We start from the raw sequence: 17561 nt of genomic DNA on the forward strand, positions 1-17561 counted from the left end.
GCCGGTCGGCCCGGGACGATGAGGTGGGGTAACCATGAACGCGCCGTACGACGGTGACCGCGGTCAGGCCGTGGACGGCTCGGGCCACCCCGAGGGTCCGGTGCCCGACCACGGCCAGACGCCGCAGCCGCCCGCGGACATGTACCTCCAGGACGCCTACGACCAGGATCCCTACCGGGCGCAGGACCTCTCCGCCCAGGACCCGGTCTCCGAGGCGCTCTACGACCGCGCCGCGCACCCCCCGCCGCCCCCGGGCACCTACCCGCAGCAGCCGCTGTACGGCCGGCCGCCCCAGTCCCCGTACGCGCCCGACCCGCGTGTCTGGGCCCAGACCCCGGCCCCCGAGCCGGAGGGCCCCACCCAGTACCTGCCGTACGGCGACGATCCGCGCACCACCCAGTTCGTCGGTGTGGACGACCTGGTCACCCAGGCCGGCGAGCAGCGCCACGAGCCCGACGCCTTCGCCCATCTGTTCCGGGACCAGCAGCAGGGCGGCGGTCACCCCTCCTACGACGACCAGGGACCGGTTCCCTCCCCCGCACCCGCTCCCGGTGGGTACGGCGCGGCACCGGGCCCGTACGGCGGCGCCCAGGGGCCCGGCCCCTACGGGGACACCCCGTCCTCCGGCCCGTACGGGAACGCCCCGTCCTCCGGCCAGTACGGGGGCACCGCTCCGGCACCGGGTCCGTACGCGGCGCCCTCGCCGGGCCAGTACGCGGTGGCTCCCACCCCGGAAGCGGCCGAGGCGCCCGTTCAGGAAGCCGAGCCCGTCGCCGCGCCGACCGTCACCGCCCCCAAGAAGGGCGGCCGTGCCGGGGGACTGCTGAAGTCCAGCGCCGTGATGGCGGCGGGCACGATGGTCTCCCGGCTGACCGGATTCATCCGCTCGGCACTGATCGTCTCGGCGCTCGGCGTGGGCCTGCTCGGCGACACGTTCCAGGTCGCCTACCAGCTGCCGACCATGATCTACATCCTGACCGTCGGCGGCGGCCTCAACTCGGTCTTCGTGCCGCAGCTGGTGCGGGCCATGAAGAACGACGACGACGGCGGCGAGGCCTTCGCCAACCGCCTGCTGACGCTGGTCATGGTGGCGCTCGGCGTACTCACCGCGATCACCGTCTTCGCCGCTCCCCTCCTGATCCGGACCCTGTCCAATTCCGTCGCCGGCGACCCGGCCGCGAACGAGGTCGGCATCACCTTCGTCCGCTACTTCCTGCCCTCGATCTTCTTCATGGGCCTGCACGTGGTGATGGGGCAGATCCTCAACGCCCGCGGCCGGTTCGGCGCGATGATGTGGACCCCGGTCCTGAACAACATCGTCATCATCGTCACGCTGGGCATGTTCATCTGGGTCTACGGGACCGCGGAGACCTCCGGCATGAAGGTCACCAGCATCCCGCCGGAGGGCCAGCGCCTGCTCGGCGTCGGCGTGCTGCTGGGTCTCGTCGTGCAGTCCCTGGCGATGATCCCGTACCTGCGCGAGACGGGCTTCCGACTGCGGCTGCGCTTCGACTGGCGGGGCCACGGACTCGGCAAGGCCGTCACCCTCGCCAAGTGGACGGTCCTGTTCGTCCTCGCCAACCAGGCGGGCGCCATGATCGTCATCCAGCTCTCCACGGCCGCCGGCACGGCCTCCCCCGTGGACGGCACCGGCTTCGCCGCCTATGCCAACGCCCAGTTGATCTGGGGCCTGCCGCAGGCCATCATCACGGTCTCCCTGATGGCCGCCCTGCTGCCGCGCATCTCGCGCTCGGCGTCCGAGGACGACGCCGGGGCGGTCCGCGACGACATCTCCCAGGGCCTGCGCACCACGGCCGTGGCCATCGTGCCCGTCGCCTTCGGGTTCGTCTCGCTCGGCATCCCGATGTGCACGCTGATGTTCGGCTCCTCGGGCACCGGCGAAGCCACCAACATGGGTTACATGCTGATGGCCTTCGGCCTCGGCCTCATCCCCTACTCCGTGCAGTACGTCGTCCTGCGCGCCTTCTACGCCTACGAGGACACCCGGACGCCCTTCTACAACACGGTCATCGTGGCCGCGTTCAACGCCGCCGCGTCCGCCCTGTGTTACTTCCTGCTGCCCGCCCGCTGGGCCGTGGTCGGCATGGCCGTCGCCTACGGTCTGGCCTACGCCATCGGCGTCGGCGTCGCCTGGCGCAGGCTGCGCAAGCGGCTCGGGGGGGACCTGGACGGCGCCCGGGTGATGCGGACGTACGCCCGGCTGTGCATCGCGTCCGTCCCGGCCGCCCTGCTCAGCGGCGCCGCCTGTTACGGGATCAGCCACGCCCTCGGCCAGGGTCTCGTGGGGTCCCTCGCCGCCCTGCTGGCCGGCGCGGCGGTCCTGTTCGGTGTCTTCTTCGTCGCCGCCCGCCGGATGCGCATCGAGGAAGTCAACTCACTGGTCGGTATGGTGCGCGGACGCCTGGGACGCTGAGACCTGGGGTAGGCGCACAACCATCGTCCGCCGCCGTGTGTCGTGCACAGTGGCGGACTGTGGGCACAATTGGGTTCGGCGTCGGGCTGCGCGCATCGGGAGTCGGTCGGCGTGCATCGAATGGGGAGGCAGGAACGACGGTGGCGGAACGGAGCACAGCTGCCGTCGACGTGGCAGACAACAGCGGTGAGAAGCCGCTGACCGCTCAGGCGGACCAGTCCACGGCCGACGGGGTGGCCAACAACCGGGAGCGGGACACGGACAGCGACGAGGCACAGGGGAGCCCCACGAGCGAGGACACCGGCAAGGCCTCGCCTCCCGAACTGCACAGCGGGCACAAGCTCGCCAGACGCTACCGCCTCGAGGAGTGCGTCACCCGTCTGGACGGCTTCAGCAGTTGGCGGGCCGTGGACGAGAAGCTCCGCCGTGCCGTCGGGGTCCACGTGCTGCCCGCGAACCACACGCGGGCCCGTTCCGTGCTGGCCGCCGCGCGCTCCGCCGCACTCCTCGGCGATCCGCGCTTCGTCCAGGTCCTGGACGCCGTCGAGGACAACGACCTCGTCTACGTCGTCCACGAATGGCTCCCCGACGCGACCGAACTGACCGCGCTCCTCGCCGCCGGCCCGCTCGACGCCTACGACGCCTACCAGATGGCCAGTCAGGTCGCCTCCGCGATGGCCGCCGCCCACCGCGAGGGCCTCGCCCATCTGCGTCTGAACCCCAACGCCGTGCTGCGTACCTCGACGGGCCAGTGGAGGATCCGCGGGCTGGCCGTCAGCGCCGCCCTGCGCGGCATCAGTTCCGACACCCCGCAACGCACCGACACCGAGGCCATCGGTGCCCTGCTGTACGCCACGCTCACCCAGCGCTGGCCGTACGAGAGCGACGCCTACGGACTTGCGGGCCTGCCCAAGGACCTCGGCCTGATCCCTCCGGACCAGGTACGCGCCGGTGTCCACCTGGGCCTGTCCGAGCTCGCCATGCGGGCACTCGCCAACGACGGCGCCACCGCTTCGCGCCACGAGTCCCCGTGCACCACGCCGGAGGAACTGGTCAAGGCGATCGGCGAGATGCCCCGCATCCGGCCGCCGGAGCCGGCGTTCACCGCCCCGCCGACGTATCAGCGCACGTCGTACCAGAAGGGCACGCACGGCCGTCCGGCACCGCACCCCGGGATCGCCCAGCCGGTGTCCGCCCCGCCACCCCCGCTGCAGAGCCGCACCGGCAAAGCACTGAAGTGGACCGTCTCCGCCCTGCTGATCGCCGCCCTCGGCCTGGGGAGCTGGCAGCTGGCGGACGCGCTCATGGAGCGGGGCGGCAAGGCCGACGACCAGAACCAGACCCAGACGACGGACGGGAACGACAAGAACAGCGTCGTGCCGAAACCCACCAAGCCGATAGCGGTGCAGCGCGCCCAGGAGTTCGTCACCAAGGGCTCCGAACAGCACCCCGCCGATGTCGGCAAGACGTACGACGGCGACAAGAGCACGACCTGGCGGACCGCCAGCTTCTACGACGGGCCCGTCATCGGACCGTTCAAACCGGGCGTCGGCATCGTCTACGACTTCGGTTCCGCCCAGGAGGTCTCCACCGTGGACGTGGGGCTGTACTACGGTGGTGACCACACGACGGCGGAACTGTACGCCGCGGATTCCCTGCAGCCGTCGTCACTCGAAGCGATGCAGAAGATCGGCACCGTCACCACCACCGGGACCACTGCGACGATCAAGGTCGCCAAGCCGGTCAAGTCGCAGTACGTACTCGTGTGGCTCACCGCGCTGCCCCACGCACCCGGTGACGAGTTCAGCGACCCCGGCTACAAGCAGGCCATCACCGACGTGACGTTCAAGGGCTGAGCCACCGACGGGGGGAGGGGTCCGATGGCAGATGGCACCGCCTACGGCGACATCGGCGATCAGGACCTCCTCGCACGCCACGTCGAGGGCGACCCGGACGCCTTCGGTGAACTCGTCCGCCGTCACCGCGATCGGCTCTGGGCCGTCGCCCTGCGCACCCTGGGAGACCGCGAGGAAGCCGCTGACGCCGTCCAGGACGCGCTCGTCTCCGCCTACCGGGCCGCGCACACCTTCCGGGGGCAGGCGGCCGTCACGACATGGCTCCACAGGATCACCGTGAACGCCTGCCTGGACCGTGCCCGCAAGGCCGCCTCCCGCAAGACCGCTCCCGTCGACGACGCCGAACGTCTGGAGCAACTACTGGAGCCGCACGAGTCGGCATCGGCCCCCGCCGAGCGCAACGACCTGCACCGCCAGCTCGTCGAAGCGCTGGGGACCCTGCCGGCCGACCAGCGGGCGGCTCTCGTCCTCGTCGACATGCAGGGCTACCCCGTCGCCGAGGCAGCGCGGATCCTCGACGTGCCGGTCGGTACGGTCAAGAGTCGGTGTGCCCGTGGCAGAGCCAGGCTGCTGCCGCTGCTCACCCACCTGCGTCCGGACGGCGACGACGAGAAGCCCGGCCCCGAGCGGAACCGGACGCAGGGCGCGTCCGTCCCATCCGCAGCGGGACCGCACCGGACGGACCCGCCGGACACAGGCCAGAGCGATTCAGCCGCAGCGAAGGGCGGAGGTGGACGAGCGTGACGTCGTCGACGACAGACATGGCCGGGCACCCGGACGTCGCCGAGATCTCCGACCTCGCCGAAGGCCTGCTCCCGCCCTCGCGGACCACGGACGTACGACGGCACCTGGACTCCTGTGAGCTCTGTGCGGACGTCTACGCGTCACTGGAGGAGATCCAGGGACTGCTCGGCACGCTGCCCGGCCCGCAGCGGATGCCCGACGACGTGGCCGATCGCATCGACACGGCCCTCGCCGCCGAAGCACTGCCGGGTGCGACAGCACCGGAAGTGCCGGCAACCGGCGAGGACGAGAGCCGCGACAGCACGCATGTTTCACGTGAAACTTCGGCGGACCGTCCCTCCGGACGAGCCCGCACCTCCACCACGGGACCGGGCCGCAAGGATCGCAGGCGAGGCGGACGGCGCAGGGTCGCCGTCCTGGGTGCCGTGGCCGCGGCGGCCGCTCTGGGAATCGGCTCCGTGATCGTGTCGTCCGTCACGGGAGGCAGCCCTTCCGACGACACGGCCCACGGGCAGCAGACCGCGCCCGTGGACACCTTCTCCGAGACCGGGCTGCAGAAGCAGGTCACCGAGCTCATCGGTGACGGACAGAGCACACGAAGCGGCTCCCGGACCCCACACAGCTTCGGCACGGAGTCCGAGACCGAGAATCACGTCCTCACCCAGCCGACGGTCGTTCCCGAGTGCGTCCAGAAGGCCATCGGCCGCGACGACACGGCACTCGCCATGGAAGAGGGTGTCTACAAGGGCAAGGAAGCACTGCTCGTGGTGCTGCCCGACACCCTCAACGATGACCGGGTCACCGCCTACATCGTCGGCTCGGCCTGTGTGGATCAGCCCGCCGTCGGCAAGGCCACGGTGCTTCTGAAGCACTCCTACGCACGGTCCTGAGCCGCGCGTCCTCCTCGTCCTCCGTGTGCCCGGACACAGCGGGAATGCGCGCCCCTTAGGATCCGTTGGGTGGGGTGAGAGCTCCGACAGAAGCTCCACCCGGACCTGAAGACGCAGTCCAGAGACGAGGAATGAAGCCGTGAGCGACGTCCGAAACGTGATCATCATCGGCTCCGGGCCCGCCGGCTACACGGCGGCGCTCTACACCGCGCGCGCGTCGCTGAAGCCGCTGGTGTTCGAGGGCGCCGTCACCGCGGGTGGTGCGCTGATGAACACCACCGAGGTGGAGAACTTCCCGGGCTTCCAGGACGGCATCATGGGCCCCGAGCTCATGGACAACATGCGCGCCCAGGCCGAGCGCTTCGGTGCCGAGCTCGTCCCGGACGATGTCGTCGCCGTCGACCTCACCGGTGAGATCAAGACCGTCACCGACACCGCGGGCACGGTCCACCGGGCGAAGGCCGTCATCGTCACCACCGGTTCCCAGCACCGCAAGCTCGGCCTGCCGAACGAGGACGCCCTGTCCGGCCGTGGCGTCTCCTGGTGCGCGACCTGCGACGGCTTCTTCTTCAAGGACCAGGACATCGCCGTGATCGGCGGCGGTGACACCGCGATGGAGGAGGCCACGTTCCTCTCCCGGTTCGCCAAGTCCGTGACGATCGTCCACCGCCGCGACACCCTGCGCGCCTCCAAGGCGATGCAGGAGCGTGCCTTCGCCGACCCGAAGATCTCGTTCGTCTGGGACAGCGAGGTCGCCGAGATCCAGGGCGACCAGAAGCTGTCGGGACTGAAGCTGCGCAACATCAAGACCGGCGAGCTCTCGGACCTGGCGGTGACCGGCCTGTTCATCGCCATCGGTCACGACCCGCGCACCGAGCTCTTCAAGGGCCAGCTCGACCTGGACCCGGAGGGCTACCTGCAGGTCGAGGCCCCCTCGACCCGTACCAACCTGTCCGGTGTCTTCGGCGCCGGTGACGTGGTCGACCACACCTACCGGCAGGCGATCACCGCCGCCGGCACCGGCTGCTCCGCCGCCCTCGACGCCGAGCGCTTCCTCGCGGCGCTCACCGACGAGGACAAGGCCGAGCCTGAAAAGACCGCTGCCTGATCCCCTTTCGCCCCCCGCACCAACCAGTTAAGGAGCCCGCCGTGGCCGGCACCCTGAAGCAAGTGACTGACGACTCCTTCGAGCAGGACGTCCTCAAGAGCGACAAGCCCGTCCTGGTGGACTTCTGGGCCGCCTGGTGCGGACCGTGCCGCCAGATCGCGCCGTCCCTCGAGGCGATCGCCGCCGAGTACGGCGACAAGATCGAGGTCGTCAAGCTGAACATCGACGAGAACCCGGGTACGGCCGCCAAGTACGGCGTCATGTCCATCCCGACGCTGAACGTCTACCAGGGTGGCGAGGTCGCCAAGACCATCGTCGGCGCCAAGCCCAAGGCTGCGATCGTTCGCGACCTCGAGGACTTCATCGCCGACTGACGTTTCACGTGAAACACGAAGGGGCCGGCCCTGAGGGGCCGGCCCCTTCGTTGTGCGGACCCTCAGGGACCTCGGCGATGTCACAGCGGCCGGAGCGCCGGCTCCTTCTGAACAGCCCCGAGCAGCCGGTCCAGGGCCATCTCCACGTCTTCCTTCCACGACAGGGTGGAGCGCAGCTCCAGCCTCAGCCGCGGGTGGTAGGGATGTGGCCGGACCGTCTTGAAGCCCACGGCCAGCAGGTGATCCGCCGGCAGTATGCAGGCGGGTTCCTTCCAGCGGGCATCCCCGAAGGCCTCGATCGCCTTGAAGCCCCGTCGCAGCAGGTCCTTGGCGACCGTCTGCACCATCACCCGCCCCAGTCCCTGTCCCTGGTAGCCGGGCATCACGAAGGCCGTCATCAACTGCACCGCATCGGGAGAGACGGGACTGGTGGGAAACGCCGTCGAGCGCGGCACGTAGGCGGGAGGGGCGTACAGCATGAAGCCCACCGGTACGTCGTCGACGTAGACGACCCGCCCGCAGGATCCCCAGTCCAGCAGGACGGAGGAGATCCAGGCTTCCTTCTCCGTGGCGGACGTTCCCGCTGTCACCGCGGCTTCGCCGCTGACGGGGTCCAGCTCCCAGAAGACGCACGAGCGACAGCGCTGGGGAAGGTCCTGAAGATTGTCCAGCGTGAGCGGTACGAGCCGACGCCCCATGAAAGCTGTTCCTCGCTTCCTTCGCCCGTCGCATCGCGGGCGGCTGTGAGAGCACTCCGTTCCCTGAGCAGGCTGCCGATGAATCCACCGACCGCGCCCAATCCCAATCCCGCGCTCACCAGACCGGTGCGGCTCATCGTTCGCATGTCCCCTGCCTGCCTCTCAGAGGTGCTGCCGGGTGGTTGCGCCGTCTCAAACGCATCGTATCCACGATGAGAGGTGCGAGCACTGACGAAAGGCAAAGGGCGGACCGTGTTCCGGTAAGTACCGGCCACAGCCCGCCCCCATCGACGAACAGAGCACCGTCGAGTGATCAGTCCTCCCGAGGATCAGGAGTCGGTTTCCTCGGCGTCGTCGGCCGCGAGGCCCTTCTGGAGCACGGGGCCCTCACCGGGAGCGAGGCTCCCAAGGATTCGTTCGAGATCCTCCATGGAAGCGAACTCCACGGTGATCTTCCCCTTCTTCTGCCCCAGATCCACCTTCACCCGCGTCTCGAAGCGGTCCGAGAGCCGGGTCGCCAGCTCGGACAGTGCCGGAGAGACGAGAGCACCGGCCCGCGGCCCCTTGGCACGCTGCGACTTCTGCGGCCTGGAGCCCATCAGGGTCACGATCTCCTCGACCGCCCGTACCGAGAGTCCCTCGGCCACGATCCGGTGAGCCAGCCGCTCCTGCTCCTCCGAGTCCTCGACGGAGAGCAGCGCCCGAGCATGCCCGGCAGAGAGCACTCCGGCGGCCACGCGGTTCTGGACCTTCGGGGAGAGCTTCAGCAGGCGCAGTGTGTTGGACACCTGCGGACGGGACCGGCCGATACGGTCCGCCAGCTGGTCGTGCGTGCAGTTGAAGTCCTTCAGCAGCTGGTCGTAGGCGAAGGCCTCCTCCAGCGGATTCAGCTGGGCGCGGTGCAGGTTCTCCAGCAGCGCGTCCAGGAGGAGCTGCTCGTCCTCCGTGGCCCGCACGATCGCCGGGATGGCCTCCAGCCCCGCTTCTCGACTGGCCCGGAGACGACGCTCACCCATGATGAGCTCGTAACGCCCGGGTCCCGTCTGCCGGACGACGACCGGCTGAAGGAGACCGACCTCCTTGATGGAGGTCACCAGCTCGGCGAGAGCGTCCTCGTCGAACACCTTGCGCGGCTGCCGCGGGTTCGGAGTGATCGAGTCCAGGGGCACTTCTGCGAAGTGAGCTCCCAGGGGAGGCGCGGGCATGCCCTCTGCGGCCGACTGCGCCGACTCCTCTGTTTCACGTGAAACGGAGGACAGTGTCGCCACCTTCGCCGCCGCCACCCCCCGGTCGCCGGGCAGCACGGGTACCGCCGAAGGGGAAGCGGTCGCCGCATTCCCCAGGGCGGCCGAGGCCACCGACTTCTCGGTCGGTGCTGCGGGAATCAGTGCGCCGAGACCGCGGCCCAACCCCCTTCGTCGCTCACTCACTGGATCCCCTCCACCATGCTCGGGTCATTCTGTGCGCCGATGTGTGCCTGAGCCGGGTCGTAATTGACCCCCACACCTCTCAGCGCGATCTCGCGTGCCGCCTCCAGATAGGAGAGGGCTCCACTCGATCCTGGATCGTAGGTCAGCACTGTCTGCCCATAGCTCGGGGCCTCCGAGATACGGACCGAGCGCGGGATGCTCGTCCGCAGTACCTCTTCGCCGAAGTGGCTGCGTACCTCGTCCGCGACCTGCGACGCCAGGCGCGTCCGTCCGTCGTACATGGTGAGCAGGATGGTCGACACATGCAGGGTGGGGTTGAGATGCCCCCGCACCAGATCGACGTTCCGCAGCAGCTGGCCCAGGCCCTCCAGCGCGTAGTACTCGCACTGGATCGGGATCAGTACCTCCTGGCCCGCGACGAGCGCGTTGACCGTCAGCAGACCGAGGGAGGGCGGACAGTCGATGAGGATGTAGTCCAGCGGCTGCTCGTACGCCTGGATGGCCCGCTCCAGGCGGCTCTCCCGTGCCACCAGGGAGACCAGCTCGATCTCCGCTCCGGCGAGGTCGATGGTGGCCGGCGCGCAGAAGAGGCCCTCGACGTCGGGAACCGGCTGGACGACCTCGGAGAGCGGCCGGCTCTCGACCAGCACGTCGTAGATGGACGGAACCTCGGCGTGGTGGTCGATTCCCAGCGCGGTGGACGCGTTGCCCTGCGGGTCCAGGTCGATGACCAGCACACGGGCCCCGTGCAGCGCCAGCGAGGCGGCGAGATTGACGGTCGTCGTCGTCTTGCCGACGCCGCCCTTCTGATTGGCGACCACGATCACACGAGTCTGCTCGGGTCGTGGCAGGCCCTCGCCGGCTCGCCCCAGAGCCTCCACCGCCAGCTGGGCAGCTCGACCGATCGGAGTGTCGTCCATCGGAGGCGGTGTTTCACGTGAAACGTCCGCCCCCGTCGACTCGGTACGGGGACCGGGGACCGGATCGGTCATCGGCCCCGCGATGTTGGCGTCGGACCGCAAGGATTCACTCTCCTCGACTTCAGGCTCGCAATGAACAGAGCCTCCCATGCCTTCGGGGTCGCGAACCAGTGAGGCCTGGCGTTCTGTGGAGAAATCCACCTCTGTGGACAACTCCGCGCCCCGCAGGAGATCCGAATCCCCGGGAGAGCCCGGTTCCTCGGCAAGAGAACCAAGAGGCCTCCGGTCGCGGGGGTCGGCCGCGGCGCGACCGCGACTGATGATGCCGTGCAGCAGTGAGCGACGTTTCACGTGAAACACGATGCACAGCACCCGAGGGTGAACTGCCGCGACACTCCGGCGTGCGTAGAGGGGGAGGCTTGTGTGGAGTACGTCGGGTCGTCACGACGGCGCCGTCAGGACCGACCGGCGCCGTCGCACGCTCATCCGCGCCGTCGGCGTGCCCGACCCGTCCGGGCGGCCTTGGCCCGCTTGGCGGCAAACCGCACACCACCGGGGCTCTCCCCGACCTCGACGCGGACCACCGTGGACTGAGGGTCCACGATGCCTTCACCCACATGCAGGATCGACGTCTCCACCGCACCCAGCTTGCTCAGCGCCGTCGCCGCGGCCTTGAGCTCCTCCTCGGCCGCATCGCCCTTGAGGGCGAGCATCTCGCCGTACGGGCGCAGCAACGGAATGCCCCAGGTGGCCAGGCGGTCCAGCGGCGCGACGGCACGGGCCGTCACCACGTGTACCGGCGGGACCTTGCCCATGACCTCCTCGGCCCGGCCACGCACGACGGTCACATGGTCCAGGCCCAGCAGCTCCACCACCTCGGTCAGGAAGTTGGTGCGCCGCAGCAGCGGCTCCAGAAGCGTGATCTTCAGGTCCTCCCGGACCAGCGCCAGCGGAATCCCGGGCAGGCCGGCACCCGAGCCGACATCGCACACCGTCACCCCCTCCGGCACGACCTCCGAGAGCACCGCACAGTTCAGCAGGTGCCGCTCCCACAGGCGCGGGACCTCACGGGGACCGATCAGGCCACGCTGTACTCCCGCCTCGGCGAGCAGCTCGGCGTAGCGGACTGCATCCGCATAGCGTTCACCGAACACCTCACGTGCCTGCTCGGGCACAGGGGGAAGCTCCGCTGCCTCCGTCACGGGGGGACCGTCCTTCCGTACCGCACCGGCGCGTCGGGCGCCGATGCCAGAACCACCAGAACTATCAGGCTGACAAAATTCGGCCCCGCCTGCGCAACAGACGGGGCCGGAGAACGTGGGAACCGATCAGGCGGGAAGCACGACGACGAAGCGCTGCGGCTCCTCGCCCTCGGACTCGCTGCGCAGTCCTGCGGCCTTGACCGCGTCGTGCACGACCTTGCGCTCGAACGGCGTCATCGGCTTCAGCCGCACGGCCTCGCCGCTGCTCTTGGCCTCTGCCGCGGCCTTCGCCCCCAGCTCGGAGAGCTCGGCGCGCTTCCTGGCCCGGTAACCGGCGATGTCGAGCATCAGCCGGCTGCGGTCCCCGGTCTCCCGGTGCACGGCCAGGCGCGTGAGCTCCTGCAGAGCCTCCAGCACCTCGCCGTCCCGGCCGACCAGCTTCTGCAGATCGCGGCTGTTCGTGTCGCTGATGATCGAGACAGAGGCACGGTCGGCCTCGACGTCCATGTCGATGTCGCCGTCCAGGTCGGCGATGTCGAGCAGACCCTCCAGGTAGTCCGCGGCGATCTCGCCCTCCTGCTCGAGGCGAGTCAGGGTGTCTGCACCCTCGGCAGCGGCGGAGGTGGTGCCTTCCGTCACGGGATGGACTCCTTCTTACTTCTTCGACGGGGACTTGGGCCGCTGCGGGCCCTTGCGCTGTCCGGACTGGGCCTTGCTGCGGCCACCGCCGCCGGGCTTCTGAGCGGACTTCTTGGCGGCGGGCTGGGTGTCCGGCTTGGCACCCTCCGGCTCGCCGGACTTGCTGAGCGAGGTCTTCGACTCGGCCTCGCCGACCGTCTTCGTGCTCTGCCGCTGGGACTTGCTCTGCCGCTTGGGCTGCTGACGCTTCGGCGTGCCCGTCACGACGGGCGCACCGTCCTCGGTCTGTGCGGCGACAGCGGCATCGCTCTTCACCACGGTGCCGTCGGGCTGGGCCGCCAGGCCCGCCTTGTTCAGGCCGTTGATGAACTTGCGCTCGAACTCGTTGCGGTCCCGGCCCTTGGCGACGATGGCCTTCACGATGGCCTTCTCACCGCGACCACGCGTCTTGCCGTGCTCGGTGACGTGCTTGTGCAGGCGCTCCAGGTAGGCGGCCTGGGCCTTGGAACCCGGGGTCGGGTTGTTGCGGATGACGTACATCTGCTGGCCCATGGTCCACACGTTGGTGGTCAGCCAGTAGACGAGGACACCGACCGGGAAGTTGATACCGAAGACGGCGAACATGACCGGGAAGACGTACATCAGCATCTTCTGCTGCTGCATGAACGGCGTCTTCACCGTCGTGTCGACGTTCTTGGTCATCAGCTGGCGCTGGGTGAAGAACTGCGACGCCGACATCAGGACGATCATGACGGCGGTGACCACACGGACGTCGGTGATCGAGGACCCGAGGGCCTCCACCTTGGAGGCGCTGTCGGTGAACTTCGCCGCGAGCGGCGCACCGAAGATGTGGGCCTTCTGCGCGCTCTCCAGCAGGCGCTCGTTGATGACACCGATGGTGTCGCCCGTCGCGATGCCGTTGAGCACGTGGTACAGGGCGAAGAAGAACGGGGACTGCGCCAGGATGGGAAGGCACGAGGAGAGCGGGTTGGTGCCCGTCTCCTTGTACAGCTTCATCATCTCTTCGGACTGACGCTGCTTGTCGTTCTTGTAGCGCTCCTGGATCTTCTTCATCTCCGGCTGGAGCGTCTGCATCGCGCGCGTCGACTTGATCTGCTTCACGAAGAGCGGGATCAGGCAGATGCGGATCAGAATCACCAGGGACACGATGGACAGGCCCCAGGCCCATCCCGTGTCAGGGCCGAAAATGGCGCCGTACACGCTGTGGAACTGGACGATGACCCAGGAGACAGGTGTCGTGATGAAGCTGAAGAGGCTGGCAATCGTGTCCACTAATCATGCTCCTTGGGCATGGGACTGGGTCTCTGCGGCCGGGCTCGAAGGACCGGACGGACTCGTCGGAGAAGCCTGTCCTTCGATGGCCGGTTCGGCGGCGGAGGGCCCGCCCCTGCGTGCGCGCCAGGCGTCACGCAGCATTTCGTGCCACCGCGGGCGCTTGCGCGGCGGAACATGGTCCACCCCGCCCAGCGACCACGGATTGCACCGCAGAATGCGCCAGGCGGTGAGTGCCGTCCCTTTGATGGCACCGTGCCGGTCGATGGCCGTGTAGCCGTAGTGGGAACACGACGGGTAGTACTTGCACACCGGCCCCAGCAACGGACTGATCGTCCACTGGTACAGCTTGATCAGAGCCAGCAGCGGGTACTTCATCGCGCGCCCCCTCCCAGCAGCCGTTTCAGGGCGGCATCCAGGTCTCGGGCCAGCTGTGCATGGTCGGCGTCGCCCGCACCGGGCAGCGCTCGTACGACTACCAGGCTACCGGGGGGAAACAGGTCGATCCGGTCCCGCATCAGATGGCGAAGCCTGCGCTTCACCTTGTTGCGGACCACCGCACCACCCACGGCCTTGCTCACGACGAAACCCGCACGTGTCGGGGGAGCGCTCTCCCCAGGCGCGTGCGGGTCCGTGGCACCGCTTCGAAGGTGGACGACGAGAGCCGGGCGGCCGGCCCGGCGGCCTCGTCGTACCGCGGTCGCGAAGTCCTCGCGCCGCCTCAGCCGGTTCTCGGTGGGCAGCACGACGTCATGACCTGACCGGGATCAGGCGGACAGACGGGCGCGACCCTTGCTGCGGCGGGACGCGAGAATCGCGCGGCCGGCACGGGTGCGCATACGCAGCCGGAAGCCGTGGGTCTTCGCGCGACGACGGTTGTTCGGCTGGAAGGTGCGCTTGCTCACTCGGGGGCTCCAGAAAGAATCGGGGTTGGCGGGGTGCCGTCCTGGCTGTCACCGTGCGCCCACGAGTAGCTCTCGTCACGCCCGAGTGCACCGCTTTTTCGATCACCTTGGACGTGACCTGTGCCCATCGGAGGCAGGCGGCAGCAGCCATCGACAACTCGACCTGGTTACGGTACGTGAGACTGCGCCATTCGGTCAAACCAGAGGTGACCGAGGCACACTTGTCCACAGGCTGGGGACAACAACTTGAACCCTACCGGTCGCGCTGACTACCGTGGCTGGACTCCGATTCGTTCCCTTATCCCTGACCACCCGAGTTTCATCCCGACCCGTCCCCGAAGCACACCTTCGAGGGACTCGTGAGAGAGCGTGCCCTGTGGCTGACGTACCTGCCGATCTTGCCGCAGTGTGGCCACGCGTACTGGAGCAGCTCCTCGGAGAAGGCCGCGGACAAGGAGTCGAATCCAAGGACGAGCACTGGATCCGCCGCTGCCAGCCCCTGGCACTGGTCGCCGACACCGCTCTCCTCGCCGTGCCCAACGAATTCGCGAAGGGCGTCCTCGAGGGCCGTCTCGCCCCTGTCGTCAGCGAGACGCTGAGCCGGGAGTGCGGCCGCCCCATCCGCATCGCGATCACCGTCGACGACACCGCGGGCGAGTCGCCCACCCCGCCGGCGCCGCCCGCCCGCCCCCAGCCGCGTTACGAGGAGCCCGAGCTCCCGCCCCCCGGCCAGGGAGGGAACGGAGGAGGCCAGAGCGGCCAGGGAGCCCACAACCGCGACGACTACGAGACGTACGGCCGCCACCGGTCCGACCAGCTCCCCACCGCCCGTCCCGCCTACCCGCAGGAGTACCAGCGCCCCGAGCCCGGCTCCTGGCCCCGCCCGTCCCAGCAGGACGACTACGGCTGGCAGCAGCAGCGCCTCGGCTTCCCGGAGCGTGACCCGTACGCCTCGTCCCCGCAGGACTCGTACGGCCCGCCCGCCCAGGACACCTACCCCTCGCCGCCGCAGGACGGCTATCCGCAGGGCTCCTACCCGCAGGACGGCTACTCCCAGGACTCCTACCCGCAGGAGCGCCGTCCCCAGGACCGCCGCCCGCAGTCGCCGGAGCGCCCCCCGTACGACGCCCAGCGCGGCGACTACGACCAGCCCCGCGCCGACTACGACCAGCGCGGCGCGCGGCGCGAGCTCCCCGAGCCGCCGCCCGGCTCCGGCCACGTCCACCGCGGCGGACCCGTCGGCCCCGGGCCGGCCACCGGAGCCCCCGGCCCGCTGGCCGCACAGCCCGCACCGGCGGCCGGCCCCGGCGAGCCCACCGCACGCCTGAACCCGAAGTACCTCTTCGACACCTTCGTCATCGGTGCCTCCAACCGCTTCGCCCACGCGGCGGCCGTAGCCGTCGCCGAAGCGCCCGCCAAGGCCTACAACCCCCTCTTCATCTACGGGGAATCCGGCCTCGGCAAGACCCACCTGCTCCACGCGATCGGGCACTACGCGCGCAGCCTCTATCCCGGCACGCGCGTGCGGTACGTGAGCTCCGAGGAGTTCACCAACGAGTTCATCAACTCCATCCGCGACGGCAAGGGCGACAGCTTCCGCAAGCGCTACCGCGAGATGGACATCCTGCTCGTCGACGACATCCAGTTCCTGGCGGACAAGGAGTCGACGCAGGAGGAGTTCTTCCACACCTTCAACACGCTCCACAACGCCAACAAGCAGATCGTCCTGTCCTCCGACCGGCCGCCCAGGCAGCTGGTCACGCTCGAGGACCGGCTGCGGAACCGTTTCGAGTGGGGCCTGACCACCGACGTCCAGCCGCCCGAACTGGAGACGCGCATCGCGATCCTGCGCAAGAAGGCGGTACAGGAACAGCTCAACGCCCCGCCGGAGGTGCTGGAGTTCATCGCGTCCCGCATCTCGCGCAACATCCGCGAGCTGGAGGGCGCGCTGATCCGGGTGACCGCGTTCGCGTCGCTCAACCGGCAGCCGGTCGACCTGGGCCTGACCGAGATCGTCCTGAAGGACCTGATCCCCGGCGGCGAGGACTCGGCCCCCGAGATCACGTCCACGGCCATCATGGGCGCCACCGCCGACTACTTCGGCCTCACCGTCGAGGACCTGTGCGGCACCTCCCGGGGGCGCGCCCTCGTCACGGCACGCCAGATCGCCATGTACCTCTGCCGCGAGCTGACGGACCTCTCACTGCCGAAGATCGGTGCGCTGTTCGGAGGCCGGGACCACACCACGGTGATGCACGCCGACCGCAAGATCCGCAACCTGATGGCCGAGCGGCGCTCCATCTACAACCAGGTGACGGAGCTGACCAACCGCATCAAGAACGGCTGACGGCCGCCGGCACGGGCCGGCACGCGCCTGGAGGCGCCCCTGGAGAGCTCTGGGGGCGCCTTTCCCATGCCCGGACGCGGTGCGGGAAGCACCGGACGTAGCTACGAGGAGCTCCGGACGCGGCTGCAGGAGCTCCGGGCGCGGCCACGGGGAGCCCCGGACGCGACCACAGGGGTCCCCGGTCACGACCGCGGGGCCTCAGACACGACCGCGGGGCCTCAGACACGACCGCAGAGAGCCCCCGGACACGGCGCAGGGCCCGCGAACCGTGCCGGGAAGCCCTCGGCACCGACCGTGCCCCGGCCCTCCGCTGTTCGAATGCCCGCCGGGTTACGGCCTCTGTCCACAGATTCGGCGACTTCTTCCCCTCCACACCTTGGGGATCGGGAAGTTGTCCCGATCTTGTCCACAGGCTGGGGTGGTGAGGAATGATCAGGGCAGGTCAGTCCCCTGTGGATCCGTGGACAAAAGTTATCCACAAGCTGTGGACAGCAAAGAGGCCTCCGACTCGTGCGTCAAGTTGTCCACGGGCGACCCACAGACCGAAGCCGGTTGTCCCCAGTGATCACCAGCTTCTCCACACCTCTGTCCACTGTTCGGCAACTCGGCGCGGCTTCTCACTCCACCGAGTGAAAGGCGTCACATCAACGTGCAGGAGTGGGCTGTGGGAAAGGCGGGTAAACCTGGGGACTGCGCTGGGGAGAAGTCACCCTCCCCTGTG

Annotated in this window: 16 protein-coding genes; 7 read left to right on the top strand and 9 right to left on the bottom strand. The window is 69.1% G+C overall.

Annotated features, from left to right (window positions below):
- Window positions 1–34 precede the first annotated feature (34 nt).
- The 6 genes from murJ to trxA all read left to right on the top strand — a co-directional run bounded on the left by murJ (window position 35) and on the right by trxA (window position 7406).
- Entirely contained in the window at window positions 35–2434 is a 2400-nt protein-coding gene (gene murJ / locus JHAT_RS12415) for a murein biosynthesis integral membrane protein MurJ (protein WP_077798170.1), read from the top strand.
- A gap of 140 nt (window positions 2435–2574) precedes the next feature.
- A complete protein-coding gene (locus JHAT_RS12420; protein ID WP_077798171.1) occupies window positions 2575–4290 on the top strand; it encodes a protein kinase family protein in 1716 nt (571 codons plus the stop codon).
- Window positions 4291–4314: 24 nt separating this feature from the next.
- Window positions 4315–5034 (top strand): RNA polymerase sigma factor SigM, encoded by a 720-nt coding sequence (sigM, locus tag JHAT_RS12425; RefSeq protein ID WP_077798172.1) that lies wholly within the window; start codon window positions 4315–4317, stop codon window positions 5032–5034.
- A gap of 17 nt (window positions 5035–5051) precedes the next feature.
- A complete protein-coding gene (locus JHAT_RS12430) occupies window positions 5052–5924 on the top strand; it encodes an anti-sigma factor (protein ID WP_077798173.1) in 873 nt (290 codons plus the stop codon).
- A 139-nt stretch (window positions 5925–6063) separates the two neighbouring features.
- Window positions 6064–7032 (top strand): thioredoxin-disulfide reductase, encoded by a 969-nt coding sequence (trxB, locus tag JHAT_RS12435; protein WP_077798174.1) that lies wholly within the window; start codon window positions 6064–6066, stop codon window positions 7030–7032.
- Window positions 7033–7073: 41 nt separating this feature from the next.
- A complete protein-coding gene (trxA, locus tag JHAT_RS12440; RefSeq protein WP_077798175.1) occupies window positions 7074–7406 on the top strand; it encodes a thioredoxin in 333 nt (110 codons plus the stop codon).
- 80 nt (window positions 7407–7486) lie between these two features.
- Here trxA and JHAT_RS12445 read toward each other — a convergent pair whose 3' ends face one another.
- From JHAT_RS12445 to rpmH, 9 genes are all read right to left on the bottom strand, one after another.
- Complete coding sequence (locus JHAT_RS12445; protein WP_077798176.1) at window positions 7487–8104, bottom strand: GNAT family N-acetyltransferase; 618 nt, start codon at window positions 8102–8104, stop codon at window positions 7487–7489.
- Between the two features lie 329 nt (window positions 8105–8433).
- Window positions 8434–9534, bottom strand: a complete 1101-nt coding sequence (locus tag JHAT_RS12450) for a ParB/RepB/Spo0J family partition protein (protein WP_107481912.1) — start codon at window positions 9532–9534, stop codon at window positions 8434–8436.
- The gene (locus JHAT_RS12455; RefSeq protein ID WP_107481914.1) at window positions 9531–10604 is read right to left on the bottom strand and encodes a ParA family protein; all 1074 of its coding nucleotides are present in this window, start codon (window positions 10602–10604) and stop codon (window positions 9531–9533) included. The genes JHAT_RS12450 and JHAT_RS12455 overlap by 4 nt, the downstream gene beginning before the upstream one ends.
- Before the next feature lie 332 nt (window positions 10605–10936).
- On the bottom strand, window positions 10937–11656 hold the full coding sequence (rsmG, locus tag JHAT_RS12460) for a 16S rRNA (guanine(527)-N(7))-methyltransferase RsmG (RefSeq protein ID WP_077798177.1): 720 nt from the start codon (window positions 11654–11656) through the stop codon (window positions 10937–10939).
- A gap of 126 nt (window positions 11657–11782) precedes the next feature.
- Window positions 11783–12295: a R3H domain-containing nucleic acid-binding protein gene (locus JHAT_RS12465; RefSeq protein ID WP_077798178.1), complete on the bottom strand. Its 513-nt coding sequence runs from the start codon at window positions 12293–12295 to the stop codon at window positions 11783–11785.
- A gap of 15 nt (window positions 12296–12310) precedes the next feature.
- The gene (yidC, locus tag JHAT_RS12470; RefSeq protein WP_077798179.1) at window positions 12311–13588 is read right to left on the bottom strand and encodes a membrane protein insertase YidC; all 1278 of its coding nucleotides are present in this window, start codon (window positions 13586–13588) and stop codon (window positions 12311–12313) included.
- A gap of 3 nt (window positions 13589–13591) precedes the next feature.
- A complete protein-coding gene (yidD, locus tag JHAT_RS12475) occupies window positions 13592–13966 on the bottom strand; it encodes a membrane protein insertion efficiency factor YidD (RefSeq protein ID WP_077798180.1) in 375 nt (124 codons plus the stop codon).
- Entirely contained in the window at window positions 13963–14334 is a 372-nt protein-coding gene (gene rnpA / locus JHAT_RS12480; protein ID WP_077798181.1) for a ribonuclease P protein component, read from the bottom strand. Before rnpA ends, yidD begins: the two co-directional genes overlap by 4 nt.
- A 21-nt stretch (window positions 14335–14355) precedes the next feature.
- Complete coding sequence (gene rpmH, locus JHAT_RS12485; protein WP_003956500.1) at window positions 14356–14493, bottom strand: 50S ribosomal protein L34; 138 nt, start codon at window positions 14491–14493, stop codon at window positions 14356–14358.
- A gap of 406 nt (window positions 14494–14899) precedes the next feature.
- Between rpmH and dnaA the strand changes: the two genes are divergently transcribed.
- Entirely contained in the window at window positions 14900–16840 is a 1941-nt protein-coding gene (gene dnaA, locus JHAT_RS12490) for a chromosomal replication initiator protein DnaA (protein WP_253195474.1), read from the top strand.
- The last annotated feature ends 721 nt before the right edge of the window (window positions 16841–17561 follow it).

This window comes from Streptomyces sp. JHA26 (assembly GCF_002005565.1).
In the GTDB taxonomy this organism is placed as follows: Bacteria; Actinomycetota; Actinomycetes; order Streptomycetales; family Streptomycetaceae; genus Streptomyces.

Bases quoted from the DNA above. Each gene is read 5' to 3' on its own strand.
- yidD (WP_077798180.1), bottom strand. From the start codon at position 13,966: ATGAAGTACCCGCTGCTGGCTCTGATCAAGCTGTACCAGTGGACGATC.
- sigM (WP_077798172.1), top strand. From the start codon at position 4,315: ATGGCAGATGGCACCGCCTACGGCGACATCGGCGATCAGGACCTCCTC.
- JHAT_RS12445 (WP_077798176.1), bottom strand. From the start codon at position 8,104: ATGGGGCGTCGGCTCGTACCGCTCACGCTGGACAATCTTCAGGACCTT.
- JHAT_RS12430 (WP_077798173.1), top strand. From the start codon at position 5,052: ATGGCCGGGCACCCGGACGTCGCCGAGATCTCCGACCTCGCCGAAGGC.
- JHAT_RS12455 (WP_107481914.1), bottom strand. From the start codon at position 10,604: ATGGGAGGCTCTGTTCATTGCGAGCCTGAAGTCGAGGAGAGTGAATCC.
- murJ (WP_077798170.1), top strand. From the start codon at position 35: ATGAACGCGCCGTACGACGGTGACCGCGGTCAGGCCGTGGACGGCTCG.